Genomic DNA, 20,284 nt, shown 5'->3' on the forward strand with positions numbered 1-20,284 from the left:
GTTTAGCGAAAATAATACAGAAGAAATAAAGTGGTGGATTGAACAACAAATCTCTAAAACATATGATTTCGATACCAATCTGATGAATAAAAATGCTGTTGATCCCTATACTTCTGCAGCTAGGATTTATGAGGCAACTAGGATTTCTGACTATACGCTAAATATTGATAATTGACATGTTATGGTAAAATGCTGATGGTATTCCTACGTACGTATTGTATTGTCATTCACATAGCTCTCCAAACCTCAGTAGCAATGGTCTCTCCTGTTGAAAGTCCTATGGTATTCAATTATGAGTTTTTCATGTATCTCAAAATCGAATCACTGTTCAATGGTAGCAGCGAACTTTTATAGAGTCCCTTCAGCCTGTAGTCTGGTCCTTTCTTAGCTTTCAGGATCAATCAGTGCGACGGTCCAAAATACTATCTCACAACGGTGGTTTGTTCAGGTAGCAGAATCATAGGTAAAGACTACGGTGTTCCCCTACAAAAGATATATACGCCAGAATAATCAAACTTGGCTGTGAAACTCAAAGAATTACAGCAAAAATTTGAAACCGCTGTTGACCTCTATCAGAACGACGGTAGTGAAGAAGTTGCCAGAATAACTTGGCTCAAAGCACTCCAATCCCTTGGCACTCAATTGAATTATGGAATAACCCCCTACGAACGGGAGTGGGATATTCTCATAGTGCTTGACGCATGCCGCTACGATTTATTTACTGAAAATGCGCCAAGACACCAAATTTATGATAGGTTTTTAGATATTGAGCCGATATATTCATGTGCGAGTACAAGCTTAGAGTGGATGAAAAAGTCTTTCTCCAATAATATAAAACAAACACAAAATACATTCTATATAACTGCAAATGGCTTTGTGAATGAATTGGATTCAACTCACTTTTTTGATGTTGAAAACGTGTACGAATATGGAATTGATCCTGACTTCAATATTGTACCTCCGGAGCCAGTAACAAACGCAGCTCTCTATCATTACAGAAATTCCAGCGCATCTAAGTATATTATTCATTATGCTCCTCCCCATGCACCTTTTCTACACTGTCCTGGGAAATATGACTCAATAAACGGGAATTCTCAAAACGTATGGGATGGCTTAAGAAAGAATAAGTATTGTGTTAACGATGTATGGGAAGATTACGGGCAGAACCTTTTAAATGTATTGGATCATGTTGAGATTCTATTAGATAATATGTCTGGAAAGATAGCAATTACCTCAGATCATGGAAATGCGATTGGTGAATGGGGAATATACGGACATCCGGGCTATGTTCCAATTCCAGATATTAAACGAGTTCCTTGGATAGAGACAGAGGGACTAGATTTAAATACATATGATACTAACCCAGAAGACATCAGATCTGACAAAGAATTAGACGACCAGGAAGTCGAAGAACATCTGCAGGATCTTGGCTATATGTTATAAAATGATGTATTATAGAACACGTCTCATAGCCTCCGTGTAGTGGTTCTAACTGCTTCACTCAGTTTTGTGCGTTGGTGTCGGTTGTTGAGTGAACAAAGATATCGTTGATCTCGATCATGAGGATATCAACACCATGACCACCGTTATCCTAAATTCCCGAGAGAAAGTTGTAGACGGCTTTTTTCAGAGAATCTTCAAGATCTGTTCGGAGCGATAACACTTAGATCGAACCATCCCTAAGGCGTTCGAATCAGGATCAAGACGAACGGGACTGACCATTAGAAGGTGTCAGTTTGGGTGATCAGTGCAACTGTTGAACCGCGATTATGAATGCAGACCACAAGCATCGAAAAACTTCGTTGAGATTGATGACCTCACAGCGTCTTTTCCGACATCTGCAGAACTTATGCAGACCACTCAAACTGGCACCTTCGTTGAGTTGCATCTCGTAGTTTCATAGGCCGTGATCCTGCTTCGAATCCTCGAAGTCCGTCTCGATCCGCTACCACATTCTGTGGAGCGAATTACGTGTTCGGTCGGCGCGTTGATCCTGTTTGTGGCGAGATACTTGACCGGGTGTTCTTCGTCAGCGGCTTTGTTGAATCACTAGACAGCAGCAGGATCGTTCGCTAAATCGAAGGAGTTGAAGCGGGAGACTTCAGTTGTTCATGACGCAAATCTCCCGCTTCACTGGTGAGATTGTGCCGATTGCTCAAAGAGTTACTGGCGATGGAGACGAATCCGCCGCCCCGGGAAGTGGCGGCGGATTCGCCGACTATGCTCTCGTTTCCTTGCATTGTCTGCGGATTTACCTCGATACGCCCTACCGAATGACGATTGACCTGCTCAAAGAGATGCCGCAAATAACCGGGGAGATCGGCCTCGAAACGGCCGATCTCCCCTCTCCATCCACGTTGTGTAAAGCGTTCGACCGGATCAGTATGAGCGTCTGTCGAGTGCTACTGCGCCAGTCGGCGCAGTTGCACGATCCGTCCAAACACGCCGCTATCGACGCCACATTCTACGAACGCTCAGCAGCGAGTCGCCACTACTGCCAACGAATCAGCTACCGTGTTCAGAAACTAAGTCACGAAACTCGTCGATACAGAGACGCAAGCTGTCCTTGACGTACACTGCTCCACGACTCGGGAAGGAAGCGATGCAGACTTAGCTGAGCAGGTCGCCCGCCGGAATGCGGGCGATCTGCGGTCTCTTGCCGCCGATAAGGGCTATGATAAGCAGTCACTCCGCGAAGCACTGCGTGAACTCGATATCAGACCACTCATCAAGCACCGCATCTTCGCTCCCTACGATCACGCTCACAACGCCAGAATCGACAAACAACGCTACAATCAGCGCTCTATGACTGAAACCGTCAATTCGGCTGTGAAGCGCTCGCTCGGCTTCGCCGTGCGAGCGCGTTCCTGGTTCCGTGAGTTCCGGGAGATTGCGCTGATGTGTGTCGTCTATAACATTAAGCGTGCCGTCAAACAGTGAATTCCGCCGCCCTGTGGTGATTCAACACGGCCATTAATGCCAACTGCCAGTATCGCTGCACTGTTCGTATGAATGTAGTGGTTTTATTGATTGAATACGACGATAAATACTAAAATGAGACTTAGCACAGATGTGTCCACTCGTCGAATATTGCGGAAGCTAGCGTCTGACGGTCCAGTATCGACATGTACTGAAAGTATGAGAATGGTATCTCGGGAATTATTTTTTGGTCCGATATTTGTCATTCTATTTGAAAACGGAGTTATCAACACTCTTCCCCGTAATCAGCTTATCAATACTGTCAACATATATTCAGATAACACCTCGATATGTAAAAATATTGAACATAGTGACAATTCCAACGCAGAGACGAACCGATTCGTGGCTACAATCCCTGATGGGTATATCCTTGCTGGTAGTGGTACAGTGTTGACCACAGAAGGAGAACTTGTCGTTGATTCATTATCTACCCCAACAATGTCTCCCGATTATATAACGAGACCTTTGAATAAACATTTTATTCGGGACGGTTTACGATTTACCACAAACTTCATCACGGGCAATATTCGATCGTTCAATACAGTTGATAGCTCAAAAGATCTGCTCTGTCCACTAATCCCGCGACATCAGAATTATTATCATTGGACAATTGAAACGCTTCCAAAAATTCGACTTCTCAAGAAGTTCTATCAAGAGACAGATCGTGAACCTACGCTACTTCTCCCGCCCGATCCACCTTCGTGGATGTTAGAGTCACTTAGCCTTCTTGGCGGAGATATTTTTACTGTACAGCACGCAAAGGAGCCTGTCTACAACTCAGAAGCTGTGCTAGTTCACTCATTCATATATAAGCTCTCCTCGGAAGAACTTCAGTGGTTCAAACGGCAAACGACGCATCTACGCGATAATATCGAGACTAACCAACCGCGACGAATCTATATTTCACGAGAAGGAGCACAAGAACGACGAATCCACAACGATACTGCCGTCCTCGATATGCTTAGGACATATGGTTTCGAAACCCACCGTCTTGAGGAACTCTCCGTCGCTAAGCAGATACAATTGTTTACAAATGCTGAAATAGTTGTTGGCCCTCATGGTGCGGGTCTGTCAAATCTTGTCTACAGCGAGGATGTGACCGTTGTCGAACTATTTGGGGATAATTTGAAGCCGAACTTCTCACGTATCGCTGAAGTGGCTGGGTTCGACTATCACCATATCCAGTGCCATAATGATGGTCCCGATATCTATATTGATGTATCACGACTCCACGAGACCCTCGAACAAGTGGTTGACAAGTAGGACTACGCAAGGTTCGATCGTTTTATTCAGCAATAAATAGCTCTTATATGGTATTCGACCCCATATTACACAGAATTCATATTACGTTTAAATTGTTCAATTGTTTTATTTAATCCCTCTCGGAGTGATATCTCTGGTTCCCAATTCAATTCTGCCTTGGCACGGCTGATGTCAGGTCTGCGTTGACTCGGATCATCTTCAGGCAACGGTTCATGAACGATACCAGATTCAGTATCAGTCAGATTAAGCACTTCCTGTGCCAGTTCTTTAATCGTGTGCTCATTCTCTTTCCCAATATTATACACATCATACTCGGGACCTTCAACTCGCATAAGTGAGACAAGACCCTCAATCAGATCCTCCACGTAGCAGAAACTCCGAGTCTGTTCACCATCTCCATATATCGTGAGATCGTCACCCCGAACCGCTTGCGTGACAAAAGTGGGAATAACTCGCCCATCATTGGGACGCATCCGCGGGCCATACGTATTAAAAATACGTACTGTGCGAGTATCGAGATCGAACTTCCGCTGGTACGCGACAGTCAGCGTTTCTCCAAATCGTTTGGATTCATCATAACAACCTCGAATTCCACGGATATTCACATTACCCGTATATGTCTCCGGTTGTGGATGAACTTCGGGATCGCCGTATACTTCGCTGGTGCTGGCAAAAACCATCCGTGCATCGCATGCTCGTGAGTGATCCAATAATCGCTGCGTTCCTTGCGTGTTTGCTAACGCTATGTTGACAGGGAAATCCGTGAAATCAGCTGGCGACGCCCGAGATGCAAGATGATAGATTCGATCCACAGATGGGAGCGATCCCGTGAGCCGAACATCTCTATCAATAACAGTGAATGTAGAAAGTTTTTCGAGTTCTTTGATGTTATCGCGTTGTCCGCTACCAAAATTATCAAGACAGATCACCTCATGACCCTCAGACAAGAGCCGTTCACATAGGTGGCTGCCAAGGAATCCGGCACCGCCTGTTACCAATATTCGGTTAGACATGCGAAAATACTGCTATTACAGGCATATCAATCCTGTGTTCTTCTGTAGGACATTGTTGTTACCATCCTCCTTCGCTCTTGGATAAGCGATTGTTGGTGGCTTCATAGCGAAGTTTCCAAGATGATTTTGAGTGCTTCCTCACCGGGTTTGCGGCGGACGCGCTGGCGTAGCTGAAGCCCTCTGAGATACGGCGTGAGCTTGTCTTTGGAAATACCCCGATGGGCGAGAGCCACCGTCGCGCCGGCGACGCGTGGCTCTCGCAGGTGTTGACGTGAACGTCGCCGTCAGCGTATTCACCCTCGCCGTGGACGACGTATTGGCGGTCGAAAGCGTCGTCCGAGTCAAGTGACTCGTAGGCCCGAAAGCCGTCGGTATAGACAGTCAACGACTCCTGCTGGCGGGTGCCAAGCAGGAGTCGAATCGTCGATTCGTCGGCGGCTTTCGACGGATGAACGTACGTTTCTCCAGTGCCACGGTCAGCGAGGACGAACACTGGCGGCTTGTCCTCGTGATACGTTCCACGTCCACGCGTGGACAGGCCACGCGAGCGCGACGGTCGGTCGCGCTCGCGGCCTTTCTTCCCGGCTTTCACGTACAGTTCGTCGATTTCTACTGGCCCTTCGAGTTGTAGCCGGGGCGCGTCCAGCGTCCGTAGGAAGCGCTGGACGCGCCGATACACCGTTTTGTAGGTGACGGCGAGTTCGGCGTCCAGTTGCCTGATACTCGTATTCAGCCGGATGTAGGTGTAGACGGCCAGATACCACTTCCTGAGCGGTATCGACGAGTACTCGAAGACTGTGCCAGTCTTGTAAAACTCCACGTCAATGTGCTGGCAGAGCGCATCAACACGGTCAAAAGGGAGTGGCGGTACTCATCGAGGTCCGACTCGCGAACTCCGCAGACGTGCTCAGTATCGACGCGTCGTCGATAGCGGTCGTCGATTTCTCACCCGGCGACGAAGGATACTATCCGCCGCTGGTGAATCTGCAACTTCTCAAGGAGTTTGGCGATCTGGGCCTGACGCGGTGGATGCGTATCCAGCAACTGCTTGAACTTGATGATGGCACGGGCGACGTTGGAGAAGCCCTCCGAACCTGTGTGAAGCACTCGCTGGAGGTCCCACCGAGTCTCTCGGAGTCTGGGCAGATTTGACCATTGGCTGGGCTACAATCGGTTGCGGGCACTGAATGAGAGTTCACTCAGCATGTCGTTAGTTCCCGCTGAGTGGGCGTCGGCCGTGGTACGTGCTGAGCCAGGAGTGACACACCACTTTTCAAGTGAAATCAGTGGAGAATTCGTGGGCGTTTTTGAGCGGATCTCATAGTTTATCAAGTCAGCTAACACAGATTCACTCCATCTACTGGGAACCACAGTGGTGTTATCCCGTCAGATGCGATTGTGTGTAGGCTCGCATTCCCTTTTCGACGCTCCTACTCAAGACGGGGCCGATTACGTTCGACGCGCTCCTGTGTGATCTAAGCGCGATCGTTGCTCTACGCAATCTCGCCGGCTAACCAGGGCAACTCGAGTGGGAGGAAACGCGGTAGTTCCTCCCAGACACCCCACCGCGTCGAATGATCTTCTCCATGGACAGCAAGAGTATTACGAGTTCAGATAACCAAGACGCCACATCATGTCGTATATCCTTACTGCATTGTTTGCGTCGGACTATCATACGACGCATTCGACACGGTGGTTTTATTATCACGGAGAGAGCATTCAGATACATATGATGTCGACGTTCACTCGTGATACCGAAATCTTCCGCGACGAAGATATGCTCCGGGAAGATTACCAGCCCGAGTCCATCACAGCTTGAGAAGACGAACTGGAGAACTACAAGAAGGTACTTCAGCCCGCAGTCAACGGCGCACAGCCACGAAACATCTTTCTCTATGGTAAAACGGGTGTCGGAAAGACCGCCGTCTCACGGTTCCTTCTGAACCGACTAAAACAGGATACAGAACAGTACGATGGTATCGATCTCTCAGTGTACTGGCTCAACTGTACGAATCTTTCGTCCTCGTATCAGGTTGCGGTCAACCTCGTGAACACAATCCGAGACCCGGACGAGCAAATTAGCACGACAGGATACCCCCAGCAACGCGTCTTCGACATTTTGTACGATGAGCTTGACGCAGTCGGTGGAACAGTTCTGCTCGTATTCGATGAGATCGACCAGATCGGAAGTGACGATGAAATTCTCTATGAGATTCCCCGTGCCCGGGCAAATGGGTATCTGGAATCGGCAAAGCCGGGCGTTATTGGAATCAGCAACGATTTCGGATTTCGAGATGACCTCTCGCCAAAAGTGAAGGACACGCTCTGTGGGGAAGAGATCCATTTTTCACCCTATAACGGGCCAGAACTCGAGGCGATTTTACGCGAGCGCGCTGAGAGGGCGCTGTTCAATGATGCAGCTGAGGAGGGCGTGATATCGCTCTGTGCCGCGCTTGCCGCACAGGACACCGGGCAGTGCGAGACAGGCGCTTAATATTCTATATAATGCAGGAGAGATGGCTAGAACAAAGGGTGAGTCGATAATCACGGAATCACATGTCCACAGTGCTCGTGAAGAACTCGAACAGAGCCAGATCGAACATGGTATGTGCGAGCTGACAAAGCACGGTCATCTGGCGCTCGTGGCCACGCTCCATCTCGCACTCGAAGAGGAGATGCCCGCCCGAGTCCGGGATATATACCCGCGGTACCGGACTATCGCCGATCACTCAAAGATTGAGCCGCTGGTCCGTCGGCGTATGCACGACCACCTCGCTGACCTCGCCATGCTCGGCATTCTCGACCGACAGTCACGCAACGAAGGACGGCGAGGTGGGCAGTACTACGAGTACGAGTTCAGCGTAGATCTACGAATTGTACAGGAAGTTGTGGGTGACTTGGAAGGAGTTGTGCTTCCACAGCGTGTCCAACGCCGACTGTAAGGTCAAGCAAACACTCGACACGGTGGGGTGTGTGACATCGGCTTCTTAAAAGACGAGGATGGATATCACTGGCAGAACATTCGACGCAGTGGGGTGTGTGATATAGGCCCTTCACAAAGGCAGGGCCAAGCATTACCGGCAGAACACTCGACACGGTGGGGTGAAGGAAGAAGCAACACAGTCTGCCGGTAGCAAAATATCACTCGCGGTCAACACTCTGTTCCGGCAAGGACGATATTCACACGATCTGACTCTCGGATGGCGATGAGCACCTTAGAGACAGTGTCATGTCCGAGTTTGTAGAACGGGAGTCCACGCCAAAGCCTTCCCCCCAACGAGCGAGCGGGACCAGTGCCCCCGAGCAAGGTAAAGTGGAGTAGTGTACGGCGTTGAGACACGTCGACGGACCGCACTGTGTGCGTTCCTGCTGCTCGTGCACTACAGTCTGGCTTGGCGTCTCGACACCACCGAGTCGTCACTCAGTGCCACCACTCGGCACGAGGTCGCTTGGAGTAAACAGTGATACGTCGTCGCGGTCTGCAGCCAGCCGTTGCAGGCCACTGGAAAGCCCCGACCGGCAGAAACAGCAGTACTGATCCTCGCGGTCGGTCCCGCTGGGTGGTGTCCACTGAACCTGTGCCGCAGTCCGCTCAAGATCTGCCAGGTCCGCTTCGGTCATCTCGCTGCTGGTATACTTGCACTCACCGGCTACGAGTGTCCCGTTACTCTCGGTTGACGACGATCAGATCCGCACGCTTGTCTTCCTCGACCGGACCCGGTCGGTGAACCCCGCGGCGTCAGCGGGGTTCGCGCTGATGCGGGCCACCCGTTCCGGGAATTGACTCCCCATCGACACTCGCGTAATGAGTGTCTTCTTTGCTAACCGGGCGAACTTGCAGAGCAAACGGCTCCACAACCGTATCCAGAACCGACTTAGTGGCGAGTTCAATGATGGTACCGCATCGTCGCTGCTAATCGCGCCCTGTTTCATGCATTTCAGGACGAGAAATACAGTGCCCCGGGTGGTGATCCCTCGGCAACAGCAACGTCTCGCCCGTACGTTTCATCCATCACAGCAACGCCGTCGTGGGCGTCAGCATAGGCGAGCACAGCGGCGTCAGCGTCACTGAGATTGCTATTTTCTTGGAGCCGCGAGTAGATGGGCGAACGGGAGCGGGACGCGGAGACCGGCGAGATCGTCGACAAGTACCCTCGGGAGGCGTAGCTGTCGGCGATCCGGGAGTCGGGAGGCATCGCGGCGACCTCCGAGGTCGCCGAGACGGTCGGGGCAGACCGGAACACGGTGTACAAGAAGCTGCAGTCGATGGAGGCCGACAGGGCCGTGTCGAGCCGGAAGGCGGGCGGGATCCGGGTGTGGAAACAAGAAAACAGCGGGGATTAGTGCTCCATTATTCATTCTGTTCTTCTTTGCCTGACTGTCTGACAAACGACATTTGTGGCTCGTCTCACTTCCGCGTGTGGTACGTTCCCGGTAGTATCACTACTTTCCTGATATCGATTCTGAACAGACAGCTTAGAATATACATGTGCAGGTTGCGTCGGCCAGACGACGAATCGGCATACTTGTATATTGGGGTGTACAATCTGAGTTTGGATGGGAATATTTTGGGTCGCGATGGTCGAATCAAGTGAACTGGATAATATGTTTGTTTTATAATTACAGAAATATGGCTGGAAACAAGGCCGAAAACGCAGTGAGAATAACGATCGATCGGAACCAGACATGAGTTTGGAGCGGCTATCTCTATCCCTATTCATCTGTGCGGCTATCGGATTAGTCCACGCCTATTTTTTCTATCCGCTGAGTCTTCGCGTACTCAATCCGATCGTCGGTAGTCCACTCGACAGACGTACAGAGCCTCTCCCCAGTGTAGCATTGATCATCGCTGCGTACAACGAAGAAGACGTGATCCATGAGAAGATCGAAAACAGTCTCGAGTTGGAGTATCCTTCGAATAAACTCAACATCATCGTCTTCTCGGACGCCTCTAGCGATCGAACAGACGAGATCGTCAAAGAGTACGAAAGCGAAGGAGTCACCCTGATCCGAATTGAAGGTCGGGTTGGAAAAACCGAGTGTCAGAACCGAGTTACCGAGCGAGTCGACGAAGAGATACTTGTGTTCTCGGACGCGAACAGCATGTACGAACCGAACGCGATTACCGAACTTGTCCATGGATTCACTCCGGAGGTGGGGTGTGTCGTCGGCGAACTTCGATACCGGGATTCGAGTGATGTCGAAGGGGAGTCGTTCTACTGGCGGTACGAGTCGAGGATCAAAAGTCTCGAATCTGAGTTCCACTCGCTCGTGACCGGAAACGGTTCGATCTATGCGGTACGGACCTCCTCTTACGTGCCGCAACCACCGGATAGGATCAGCGATTTTACCGAACCGTTGTCCATCATTCGAAACGGGGAACGGGTGAGGTACGTACCAAGCGCGGTTGCCTGGGAAGAGACGGGTTCGTCGCCGGACGACGAGCTATCGCGACGGATCCGGATCGTGACTCGAAGCTGGAACAGCATCATCGAGTACACGGATCTTCTCAATCCGCTTCAAGATTCCAAGATCGCCTATCAGCTCATTTCACACAAAGTCATCCGGTGGCTCTCCCCACTCTTGCTCATGGTCGCTCTGGGAGCGAATGTCGGTCTGGTACTGAGTGGGACGTCGATCTCTTATGAGATCGCTCTCGCCGGTCAGATCGCCTTTTATATGTTGGCGGGACTCGGGGGAATGGCGGAACAGTTCGGCGTGGACGATCCGCTGATCACTCACGTTCCGTTCTACTTTCTGTATGCGAATTACGGAATGTTGCGAGGATTCTTGAATTTCGTGAACGGATCGAACATCGTCGTCTGGGAAACGACGGACAGATAAGTCGTTGGTCGATTTAGCGCAGCTTATTGACCGTCTTTTCACGCAGGAGATTCAATACACCGACGAGTCTGCCCAACGCCAACGAGCCATACACTAACACACCAACGAGATAGACGAAGACGCTCGCATCAACGTCTCTATCTGGTGGCGTTTCATGGCCTGAATCCGAGGACTTTCCCTCCGATTCGACGAGGAAACGGAATACCTTTACTGGAAAACTGAGGAGCCCGAAAAACACGATGCTCGCCGTGACGTCTTCCTGTAACGACCAGAGCTGGATGCTTCCCTTTCCGACGCGGTACATCTTGGAGAGTAATGGACCGAGCTGTCGAGATGGGTGATCAACGATGGCATCAGGTGCGTACATGAGGCTATGTCCACGATCCGTGGCAGACTGTGTCCAGTAGACGTCGCCACCGGAGCGGAGCTGAGCAGGGAATTCACCAATGTCTTCGACGACTGATCGTCTGACGAAGACGTTTGCGGTTTTCGCGAAGCCATCTATCTCGTGTTTGTCATTCCGCATGTTGACCATTGCGTCGAATCGCTCCGCAGGAGTGGGATCTGCGGAAAATTGGAAGCGGACACGTCCGGAGACTAAATCGGCATTTTGTACGGTCATCTTCTGTATCCCGGCTTCGATCCAAGCAGGTTCTGGAGTACAGTCGGCGTCGACGAATGCGAATATATCTCCATTTGTATGCCTGATACCCTTGTTTCGTGCCGCGTAGGACCCCTGAATTTCGTCTTCGACGAGGAGAGTGACTGGAAAATCCGAAACGACGGACCGGGTGTCGTCGGTGGAGCCGTTATCTACGACGAGTACCTCGAATCTGCTTTCCGGATAGGTTTGGTCGGTAAGTGCGGTCAGACATTTACGGATTCCGTCTGGATCGTTGTAGACTGGGACGATCACCGAGACGAATGGAAGCGTCTCAGTCATCGATCACGTCGGTATCGAAGTCAAGTGATAGCTCAATATCTGGGAGACGGGTCGCTTCGTACAATCGGGCGGTAAGCGTTGCCGGATCCGGATTGTTCCGTGACATAGTCATGGTGTCGGGATTGAGTGTTCGTTCAAACTGTTGTTTAAGCCACCACTGCTGTTGTTCCCGGACGTCGTCGTCGAACACTTCCAGCACATAGGCCATCTCGATACCGGATACGTTATACGGATATCCATAGGGATTTCCGTCGAGGCGTCGTTTGAATTCCTCACTTCGTGCGTAATTCAGTGCCCGTTGGAACTTTTCGTGTTCCCAGATGGGATGATTCGGATAGATCTCATGGAAGACAGCGAAAGCGTACATATTGAACGAGTGGTATCCGATCGAGGTTTCCTTCATTGGGTCACTGCTTTCACCACCGACCATTCCCTTAGCGAGGTTCCAGACCATCTTATGTGCGACGCCCGCACGGGCACCCTCAAGAAAGATCCTGGCGTACTTCTGTACGTCGAACTCTGGTTTAAATGGATGATATATCAAGCCCGAATTATAGAGAGTCAGGTTCTCTGGCAACTCGTCGAGAAACCGTTTCACTTGGTTTTCGATGGCTGGATCGACATTGTGTCGTGCCAACATTGCTCCTGCCATCGCAAACCAAAGTTGGTGATTGAACGTCTTATCGAGCGATCTGAACTCACCATCTATGTCCACGTAGTCCCATGCGGCAAGGGTATCGTCAAACGGATGGAGGAGGAAGACTTCCTCCGAGAGTTCGATAAGATCCGGTCTGTCCAAATGTTCGGCAGCAATCACGAGTGCCTCAATCGTCCAAGCCTGGCCGACGAGTCCATTACAGCGGGAGTTAGGATGGTTTTCCAAATGATGGAAGGTTTGATTATAAGGACGGTATTTTGATTCTAATATATTCTCTAGTAACGTTTCCGAACTTATTTGTTTGTTTGTGCCACTACACTCGTTAATTAAAGACAAGTAGGAGATTAGTAAATGACCCATATTTCGAATTGGGGTCTGATCATTTTGCCAAGGTCCATTACAACCAGACTGAATAGGATATTTTGCTCCTTTTTGCCATATACTATTTACAGACTTTTCTATTATTTCATATAGTTCTACCATGATTGTTTAGTCAGTATTCTGTTATAACATCCGCTCTCCGTCACGTACTTTTTAAACAATACATAATCGTTCCGTGAATACCACATTGACCAATTAAATTAGTTAATTTTTCATGTAGTTCCATCCTATCATCAACTGGTTGTGAATACACATGGATACGCTCTCCAATTGGCACATACACTCTTGACGACGTGGATAGATAATTGAGTGAGTTAACTACTCTATTCATATATTCTGAATAGTTTTGTGACCCGTACGTTTCGTATTAATTCTTCCGTGGAATATTTTAGCATTTTGTGTTCCCCATTGCCCGCTCAAAATTAGTTCGACCGACGGCAAGAGCCTGACGGGATTAGACTTGGCACCGGTGGACCATGCGTTATTATGATGGATCGCTCTTCCGAAGCAGGTTGTTGGTCGGGTAGAGCTGGCGCTGTAGAAGCGTAGCGGGCAAGGGTGACGCGGTAGCGTCACCCGATATGTTCCCATTCGAAGTGCTGTGTTCAGAGGCGAGCGCCGCGAACCTGCTGGAGCAGGTTCGCTGGCGCGATGGCCTCTACTGCCCGCGCTGCCGGTCTGAATCGGTAATCAAGTACGGCAGCTATCGAGAGTATCAGCGGTATCTCTGTAAGGATTGTGACCGTACGTTTAACACCAAGACCGGCACGATCTTCGCGCACGCGAAGATCGGCCTCGACAAGCTGTTGTTCGCGTTCTACGCGTTCCTCAGGTTCAACACGAGTATTCACCAGCTGGACGCTGAACTTACCGTTTCGTACCGGTCGCTGCGACGGCGCGTCGAGCAGTTCGCCAGAACGCTCGACGCGCCAGCCATCGACCTCGTTGGCCCGGTAGAGATCGACGAAGTCTACGTGACTGCGGGGCTGAAAGGCCGCAAGCGCGACCAGGAGTCGCGCTCACGCGGCCTCTCGAAACGCGGTCGTGGAAACTATGCCGAGGACAAGCCACCGGTGTTCACACTCGTTGATCGTGGGAGTGGTCAACGATACGTCGTGCCAGCGAAATCCGCTGACGAATCGACCGAGTGACTCCTCCTCGGCGACCGCGAGGAGGAGTCGCTGACCATCTACACCGACGATTTCGAGCGTACGACCCACTCGAAGACGACGAAAGCTACCAGCGAGAAGCGGTGATTCACGGTGATGGCGAATACGTCGATGGAGACGCACACGTGAATACCTGCGAGAGCCACGCGTCGCTGGAGTAATCACTGTAACACCTGAATATCTGGAAGGAAGGTTTCGATCCAGTCGTTCGCAAAACTGAGGCGATGACTCAACCGAAGAAAGGCTTCAGTGACGAACTCTCTAAAGTGGTCTTTGTCCTCGAAAATCTCTGGCAAGATTTCTCGTTTGAGGTCTTTCCACAGTGGTTCGATAGCGTTCAGCGTTGGTGAGTACGGCGGAATGAAGACGAACTCGATGCCGAGTTCGTCGGCCCGTCGTTGTGTGAGTTTCGCGTGATGCGAGCCGTAGTTGTCGGCCACGAGCAGAATCCGGCCCCGCGGATTCTGCTCGCGGATCTCTTCAAGCGCTTCGACGATCGTCTCCTTGACCAACCGCTCTTTGTACGTGATTACGTTTCGACCAGTCAGTGCATAGAAACCAATCGACCGCCACGGAACTGCTACTAACGGTTTCTCGATTTGGACGGTGCGGTCATACGACCACATCCGTTGAGAGTTCTCGAATGGTTGTGGCCACGCTTCATCGAAAAAATCCGAGAATCACTGGATCCTCCTCGTCGCTGGCTTCGTCTTCGCCGAGTGCCTGACTGAGGCGCTCGGCGAAAACCTCCTCAGCATCGTCTGGACTGCGCGGATCCATCGGTCGCGGTTTTGCGTAGTGCATCCCTAAAGAGCGGAGTTTCCGGGCGAAATAGGTCGGATGGTAGGTGACGCCGTAGCGGTTTTCGATGAGTGCGTGAATCTCGCGTGGTGTCTATGGTTAGCCATCTTCGAGGATGGTACAAATCTCGTCCCACTGTGCTGGTGTGAGCTTCGGCGGCCGACCGCCGCCAAAGCGTGGGCGTAGCCCATCGACACCACCGTCATTCCACACGCGTGCCCAGCGACTACTCGTTGGCTGAGAGACGCCAACAGTATTTCCAGCCTGTTGCTGGGTTTTCCCCTGGTAGAGATTTTTCACAAAGCACAGTCGCCGGACGAGGCGGGTCTCGTCCGCCGCCTGAGCCTCGTTAATCGCACGATCTAACTCTGCCGGCGACAGATGCTCAACGACCACCAACCGGCGTACTCCAGTCATCGGAGAGAATACGCTATCTACGTATTCAGACGTTGCGCTAATCACTCGTGCGACGCGTGGCTCTCGCCACATCGAGGTGTCTCAAAAGACAAACTCACGCCGTATCTCAGAGCGTTCCAACTGCGCCGCCAAATCTTACACAAACCCGGTCGAGATGCTCTCGAAGAAATCGTTCGAACCGTGCTCTAACTCACCAACAACGTGCTTCACATGAGCGATTTTGTATCAGAGTTCTTCTGACATCAACTGTGTCAGCTTCTTACTGTCCACGTTGTCGAGAATGTCTTACAATTCCTCGACGGAGATTTCGTCGAAGCTATTATCATATATTTTGATATTATATAGGTGTGAATATTCTAACGTTTACTATAAGCAACGCGCTCTAAGAATAAGGCTAGAGGGTAATACAGATCATTCTAACTGGAACAAAATAATATTGAAAATTAGGTTGAGATGGAATCATAATACTCTGAAGGGAGTGGTTTGAAACCAACAAGTTTCTACGCAAGAGATTGTTTTATCCTATAGAAGAGATATGATTTTAATTTGCTATATTTATATGCGAAGGCAAATAAATACAATTGTGGGAACCGAGAATTTTTGATTTGTGATTCTGATATCCGCTCATATAGTAAAAATGGGTTCGGTGGTAAAAACATAAACCAAACATCAATCCATGTATTATTCAGAAGTTGCTTATAATTTCGATGTACCTGTGCAGTTCCACGCCCAATTCGCTCAGATTTGCTTAGCATTTCTTCTGCAGAATCACGGATTGGATGATATACTTGTATCGAGTCGCAGAAATACTGTGAGTATCCCAAATTATAGGCAGCTTTTCCAAATATCTTATCACCGTTTGACTCTAAGTCACTATCGAAGCCTCCAACATCTTCAAAAACTTGTTTTTTTATGACTAAACAGCATGTAGGTGCATATTTTTCATTTTCCATATAATATTTTATTGGAAATCCAGTTACAAGATTAAATAAGCCCGCTACCGTGTCAATCTCACCGACCGGTTTTAGTGAGACATCTATACCGACATATGGCTTCTCTTCATTAATAATGAGTTTGTGGATATCTTCGATATATGTTTCTGGTACCCACATGTCAGCATCAATAAAGGCAACGGTATCCCCATTAGACATTTTAACACCCTTATTTCGAGCTGCATACGAACTTTGCTTGCTTGCTTCTAATACATATCTGATATTATCAACTCTTTTAGAAAAGCTTTTTATTATTGTTGCTGTCTCATCGTCCGAGTTGTTGTCAACTACAACTATTTCATACTTGCCACTATATGTTTGGTTTATAAGAGACTCAATTGTTCTAGCAACGCCGGCTGGATCGTTATATACAGGGACCACCACAGAGATCATATTCAATAAACGGAATTTACCTCTATAATCTCTTCCGTTTTGGACAAAACGGTGTCAAGGTTAGAGCGCAGCATTGTGGAGTATGGCGAAGGCTTTGAGCCACGATCTGGTTGAGTTGGTGGAGCTGCGATACGGAAATCGGTACCAAAACGTCTGGTTCGGTATTTGGACAGGCCGAACCAAGTTTCGATGAGCGAGCGGTTTCCCCATGTTTCCCGTTCGTACTCACAGTGTTGCAGTTCAAGCGGCCAGTCGTACCACGGGCCGTGGTCGCCCGCTGGTGCGGGCCGACCGCGGCACCGTTCGAGCACATCTTTCAGAAATAACAGCGCATCCAGACTCAACGGCCGTCGTGAATCGCCATATGGTGCTTGATTTCACTGGTTCACTGCCTGCTTGATGTTGTAAACCGTACACCTCAAGACGAGTTCTCGAAATTCACCTACCAAGTCCGCGCACGCACGGCGTCGCCGAGCGTGCGCTTGATCGTCGAGAAGACGGTTTCACACATCGCTTGTTGCCGGTATCGAGGTCCATCGATCCGCGCGTTGAGTGATCACTGCAACTTCTGAATATTGGAGGAGACAGATCCGTTTTGAGAGGAGTCACTCACAAACCGAACAACTGCGACCATGTGCTATCTCATCTCGATTACTGAGTCCAGTATTCAAGACTAACGCAGACCACTCCACGCCGAGGTAGGTGATAGTAGTCACACTGGTGCTCATCGGCGACGCGATCCCCGTGAATATCGTGCTGGAGTTCGTCGATATCGGGCGTTGTGTCTGTAGTAGCTATATATTTCTATAAAATTATTTTTGTATTAAGTATTTCTAACTGATTTAGAACAGCGAATGGAAGCGCTATCGGGCCAATCTGGCTCGGAGTACTCTCTCGAAACCCTCTCCTGTTCCAATCCAATTCGGTCGTGGCTGCGCGCGCAGCATCGCGAGCACGGAGCGGAGGGAGGGGTGGTGGGGTAGCGGGGCTGTGGTTGCAAACAGCGGGGGGAGAGCCCGCTAGTCGTCTGCGACCAACCCGGCGACCGCGTCAGTTGGTCTGAGGTGGGTTTCGCCTGCCTCGTACACCTCTCGGGAGTAGTGCTTGATTCTGTGTTTGCTGGTCGGCACGGTTTGACTAACCGCCCTAACCACGTCGGCCTGGGTGAGCGCCTTTCCAGATGTGAGCCGGTCAGCCGCGTAGACAGCCGCCCCGGCGACAGTCATCCGTGTCTTGCCCGCCCCGATGGGGACCGTATCGGCCACGTCCAGCAACCGCTTGCCGACCCGCACCAGTTCGATCCCTGTTTCCACGTCGATGCCAGCCTCGTCGAGGGCCGTCACGACCCGGTCGACCGCTCTGTCGCGAACCACCGGCGCGTCCACGGATGTCTGCAACCGGATCTTCCGTGCGGCCGCACACATCCGCTCACGACTGCTCTTTGCGAACTGGGCGATCTGGCCGGCGTTCGTTCCACGCCGCTTGCACGCCCGGCTAACAGCACTGCACCGGCCGCCAGTGACTCCCAGGCCATCCGTCCGCCCGGTAGCCGCTCGTCCTTCGCCGCCTCCAAGTACCGCGCCGCATCGGTCGTGACGTGCTCGGGGAGTTCGAGGTTAGCGCCGAGCCTGCCGATATCGCGGAATCCCTCGTTCATTCGTTTGTGTCGATCCGACTGCATCGTGAAGCGCCTGTGTCGCTGCCGTAATCGCTCCATCTTGTCCATGCGCTCCGAGCTCAGCGAGTTGCCCTTGCCGTCGGTTGCGAGGAAAACGTCGTATGCAACCCCTTGTCCACTCGGAGGTCATTTGTCGTCTCGACTGCCCACTCACCGGTTTGCTTGTCACAGTCCGGGCCATGGGTTTTCACCCCAGGGCTCCGATCCAACGTATCTTCAGTCACCACCAGGCCACAGTCGGTACACACCGCCTCAACGTCCACCGCGATGACACGCCCTTCGCATTCCGGGCATTGTGTCTGCCACCCGGTGGTCTGCGTTTCCGTTCGTTCAGTGCTCGATTCGTCCGAACCTTCTTTACCGAAAATGACGTTACTACTCATTAGAGTACATCGCTCCGAAAGCGCTCACGCAGGGCCCAACGCCGGACCTACCCTCGCGCTCGCTCCAGAATCGCATCACGAGCCTTCTTGGCACATTCTCGGCCACCGCGATCAAAATGCAGCGTATTCGGATTGACCGGATCACTCAGCAGGCCACCGCTTTCGACCGGGACATCGATCTGCTCGATCTGGATGTAGCCGATGGTGATGCCCCCGTTGTAGTCGACGCCAGTTATCTCCTCAACCGGGATTTCTCGGTTGTCGAAGTTCGAGCGGTCGACGCGCGTAATCGTGACGTAGTCGTCGTAGACCGCGAGGGCCCCGTCCTGGAACTCACAGACGACAGCTGCATCTAGATGCTCCTCCGTCGGTTCAGCGCCTGAGTCATTGCTGCTACCACGGCTCCACGGGAAGTCAATCATGACACGCACGTACTCCTAGCCGTCGCAAAAGCATTTGGCACAGTACCACGGACGAGGACCACTTACCGCCCGTCGAGAAACCCACGCGTTAGCGCCGCGACTTCGGAGCGAAATGCCTGCATATCGACCGGGTCCGAACCGTGATAGAGCCGCTTGTGCTCTTCCCTGACGATGTCCTCGATAGTGCGCTCGTAGAGCGTCTCGACCGTCACTGCCTGTTCGTGATCTTCGAGTTTGGTGGCGAGCTTTCGAAATCGCTGCTGTGTCGCGTATCGGCGGGCCAGTGCTGACGCATCAGCGTTGACTGGGATCGTCTCCTCGACCTCCCGAAAGTCGGGGTGGAGCAGTTTCGCACGGCCACCGCGCTTGTTCCGAATCACGACACCCTCGGCTGGCCCATCGTACCACGCCGACTGCGGAATCTCGTAGCTAGCCGGATCGAACTCCTGTGCCCGTCGTTCGCGTTCGACGGCATTGACAGGCTGGAGGCCGAGGCGGTCGAAAATTCCCTCGACAACATCTGGCGAGAGGAATCGGTTGTCCGCCGCTGACCAGATATCGAAGCCGAGAAACGACGGCGTGCGTTCCCAGTCGTAGTCGATTGTATGGTGGTGCATCGCTTCGCCGAAGAAAACGTACGCTTCGACATCGTCGACGGCACGCCGGAGCGCTTCTCGGTCGAGGGTTTCGCGGATGTATCGGATGGCATGGCGGTACGGATCCGGTACCGCATCGGGATCGTCGTAGACGCGGCTCCGATCGCCAAAGCGAAGCAGTCCTGACTGCTGCAACTGAAAGCGCATGTTCGCTCCGTCGAGCTTCTCCAGAATCCACAGATGGCCTTCCTCGAAGAGCCCTTCAGGGGCGTCATCGGCGCGTGGAATCGACGGGAACTGTTTCATTTATATTGTTTTGTATCAGACAATACTACGTACTACCGATAGCGTC

Annotated in this window: 16 protein-coding genes and 9 pseudogenes; 8 read left to right on the forward strand and 17 right to left on the reverse strand. The window is 51.1% G+C overall.

What is annotated here, in order from left to right; translation table 11 throughout:
* Positions 1 to 522: 522 nt before the first annotated feature.
* Complete coding sequence (locus Harman_RS12085; protein WP_137684058.1) at positions 523 to 1,443, forward strand: hypothetical protein; 921 nt, start codon at positions 523 to 525, stop codon at positions 1,441 to 1,443.
* 58 nt (positions 1,444 to 1,501) lie between these two features.
* Here Harman_RS12085 and Harman_RS21765 read toward each other — a convergent pair.
* Positions 1,502 to 1,738, reverse strand: a pseudogene (locus Harman_RS21765) (IS701 family transposase); the annotation flags it as partial.
* A 162-nt stretch (positions 1,739 to 1,900) separates the two neighbouring features.
* Positions 1,901 to 2,031: pseudogene (locus Harman_RS12090) on the reverse strand (IS701 family transposase); the annotation flags it as partial.
* 80 nt (positions 2,032 to 2,111) lie between these two features.
* On the opposite strand from Harman_RS12090, the pseudogene Harman_RS12095 reads away from it, so the two are divergent.
* Positions 2,112 to 2,940 (forward strand): annotated as a pseudogene (locus Harman_RS12095) (IS5 family transposase).
* Between the two features lie 381 nt (positions 2,941 to 3,321).
* On the forward strand, positions 3,322 to 4,242 hold the full coding sequence (locus Harman_RS12100; RefSeq protein WP_160140689.1) for a glycosyltransferase family 61 protein: 921 nt from the start codon (positions 3,322 to 3,324) through the stop codon (positions 4,240 to 4,242).
* 65 nt (positions 4,243 to 4,307) lie between these two features.
* Here Harman_RS12100 and Harman_RS12105 read toward each other — a convergent pair whose 3' ends face one another.
* Entirely contained in the window at positions 4,308 to 5,255 is a 948-nt protein-coding gene (locus Harman_RS12105) for a UDP-glucuronic acid decarboxylase family protein (protein WP_137684060.1), read from the reverse strand.
* A 101-nt stretch (positions 5,256 to 5,356) separates the two neighbouring features.
* A pseudogene (locus Harman_RS12110) lies at positions 5,357 to 6,063 on the reverse strand (IS1595 family transposase); the annotation flags it as partial.
* A 53-nt stretch (positions 6,064 to 6,116) separates the two neighbouring features.
* Between Harman_RS12110 and Harman_RS12115 the strand changes: the two are divergent.
* Positions 6,117 to 6,407 (forward strand): hypothetical protein, encoded by a 291-nt coding sequence (locus Harman_RS12115; protein WP_137684061.1) that lies wholly within the window; start codon positions 6,117 to 6,119, stop codon positions 6,405 to 6,407.
* Between the two features lie 676 nt (positions 6,408 to 7,083).
* Positions 7,084 to 8,197: pseudogene (locus tag Harman_RS22140) on the forward strand (orc1/cdc6 family replication initiation protein).
* A gap of 475 nt (positions 8,198 to 8,672) precedes the next feature.
* Here Harman_RS22140 and Harman_RS12125 read toward each other — a convergent pair.
* Positions 8,673 to 8,924 (reverse strand): annotated as a pseudogene (locus tag Harman_RS12125) (ATP-binding protein); the annotation flags it as partial.
* Positions 8,925 to 9,193: 269 nt separating this feature from the next.
* Complete coding sequence (locus tag Harman_RS21540; protein ID WP_200830888.1) at positions 9,194 to 9,451, reverse strand: hypothetical protein; 258 nt, start codon at positions 9,449 to 9,451, stop codon at positions 9,194 to 9,196.
* A 490-nt stretch (positions 9,452 to 9,941) separates the two neighbouring features.
* Between Harman_RS21540 and Harman_RS12140 the strand changes: the two genes are divergently transcribed.
* Positions 9,942 to 11,099: a glycosyltransferase family 2 protein gene (locus Harman_RS12140; RefSeq protein WP_137684063.1), complete on the forward strand. Its 1,158-nt coding sequence runs from the start codon at positions 9,942 to 9,944 to the stop codon at positions 11,097 to 11,099.
* 13 nt (positions 11,100 to 11,112) lie between these two features.
* On the opposite strand, the gene Harman_RS12145 is transcribed toward Harman_RS12140, so the two are convergent.
* Together Harman_RS12145 and Harman_RS12150 are read right to left on the reverse strand one after the other, a co-directional pair.
* Complete coding sequence (locus Harman_RS12145) at positions 11,113 to 12,042, reverse strand: glycosyltransferase (protein ID WP_137684064.1); 930 nt, start codon at positions 12,040 to 12,042, stop codon at positions 11,113 to 11,115.
* Entirely contained in the window at positions 12,035 to 13,183 is a 1,149-nt protein-coding gene (locus Harman_RS12150; protein WP_200830889.1) for a hypothetical protein, read from the reverse strand. The genes Harman_RS12145 and Harman_RS12150 overlap by 8 nt, the downstream gene beginning before the upstream one ends.
* 479 nt (positions 13,184 to 13,662) lie before the next feature.
* Here Harman_RS12150 and Harman_RS12155 point away from each other — a divergent pair.
* Positions 13,663 to 14,405 (forward strand): annotated as a pseudogene (locus Harman_RS12155) (IS1595 family transposase); the annotation flags it as partial.
* A gap of 6 nt (positions 14,406 to 14,411) precedes the next feature.
* Here Harman_RS12155 and Harman_RS12160 read toward each other — a convergent pair.
* Genes Harman_RS12160 through Harman_RS12170 form a run of 3 tightly spaced genes read right to left on the reverse strand, consistent with a single transcriptional unit; the run spans position 14,412 to position 15,468 of the window.
* Positions 14,412 to 14,876: an IS630 family transposase gene (locus Harman_RS12160; protein ID WP_137684065.1), complete on the reverse strand. Its 465-nt coding sequence runs from the start codon at positions 14,874 to 14,876 to the stop codon at positions 14,412 to 14,414.
* A gap of 34 nt (positions 14,877 to 14,910) precedes the next feature.
* A complete protein-coding gene (locus Harman_RS21965; protein WP_137684066.1) occupies positions 14,911 to 15,132 on the reverse strand; it encodes a winged helix-turn-helix domain-containing protein in 222 nt (73 codons plus the stop codon).
* Between the two features lie 18 nt (positions 15,133 to 15,150).
* Complete coding sequence (locus Harman_RS12170; protein ID WP_235007203.1) at positions 15,151 to 15,468, reverse strand: helix-turn-helix domain-containing protein; 318 nt, start codon at positions 15,466 to 15,468, stop codon at positions 15,151 to 15,153.
* Between the two features lie 33 nt (positions 15,469 to 15,501).
* Here Harman_RS12170 and Harman_RS12175 point away from each other — a divergent pair.
* Positions 15,502 to 15,657, forward strand: a pseudogene (locus Harman_RS12175) (IS1595 family transposase); the annotation flags it as partial.
* A 311-nt stretch (positions 15,658 to 15,968) separates the two neighbouring features.
* Here the strand turns inward: Harman_RS12175 and Harman_RS12180 are convergent.
* From Harman_RS12180 to Harman_RS12205, 6 genes and pseudogenes are all read right to left on the reverse strand, one after another.
* The gene (locus tag Harman_RS12180; protein ID WP_137684068.1) at positions 15,969 to 16,853 is read right to left on the reverse strand and encodes a glycosyltransferase; all 885 of its coding nucleotides are present in this window, start codon (positions 16,851 to 16,853) and stop codon (positions 15,969 to 15,971) included.
* A gap of 377 nt (positions 16,854 to 17,230) precedes the next feature.
* Positions 17,231 to 17,403, reverse strand: a pseudogene (locus Harman_RS12185) (transposase); the annotation flags it as partial.
* A 469-nt stretch (positions 17,404 to 17,872) separates the two neighbouring features.
* Positions 17,873 to 18,226 (reverse strand): hypothetical protein, encoded by a 354-nt coding sequence (locus tag Harman_RS12190; protein WP_137684069.1) that lies wholly within the window; start codon positions 18,224 to 18,226, stop codon positions 17,873 to 17,875.
* Positions 18,193 to 18,510 (reverse strand): hypothetical protein, encoded by a 318-nt coding sequence (locus Harman_RS12195; RefSeq protein WP_160140691.1) that lies wholly within the window; start codon positions 18,508 to 18,510, stop codon positions 18,193 to 18,195. Before Harman_RS12195 ends, Harman_RS12190 begins: the two co-directional genes overlap by 34 nt.
* A gap of 451 nt (positions 18,511 to 18,961) precedes the next feature.
* Positions 18,962 to 19,336, reverse strand: coding sequence for a hypothetical protein (locus Harman_RS12200; RefSeq protein ID WP_137684071.1), 375 nt, complete (start codon positions 19,334 to 19,336; stop codon positions 18,962 to 18,964).
* Between the two features lie 62 nt (positions 19,337 to 19,398).
* The gene (locus tag Harman_RS12205; RefSeq protein WP_137684072.1) at positions 19,399 to 20,238 is read right to left on the reverse strand and encodes an RNA ligase family protein; all 840 of its coding nucleotides are present in this window, start codon (positions 20,236 to 20,238) and stop codon (positions 19,399 to 19,401) included.
* Positions 20,239 to 20,284 lie beyond the last annotated feature (46 nt).

The organism is Haloarcula mannanilytica (assembly GCF_005406125.1).
Classification (GTDB): domain Archaea; phylum Halobacteriota; class Halobacteria; order Halobacteriales; family Haloarculaceae; genus Haloarcula; species Haloarcula mannanilytica.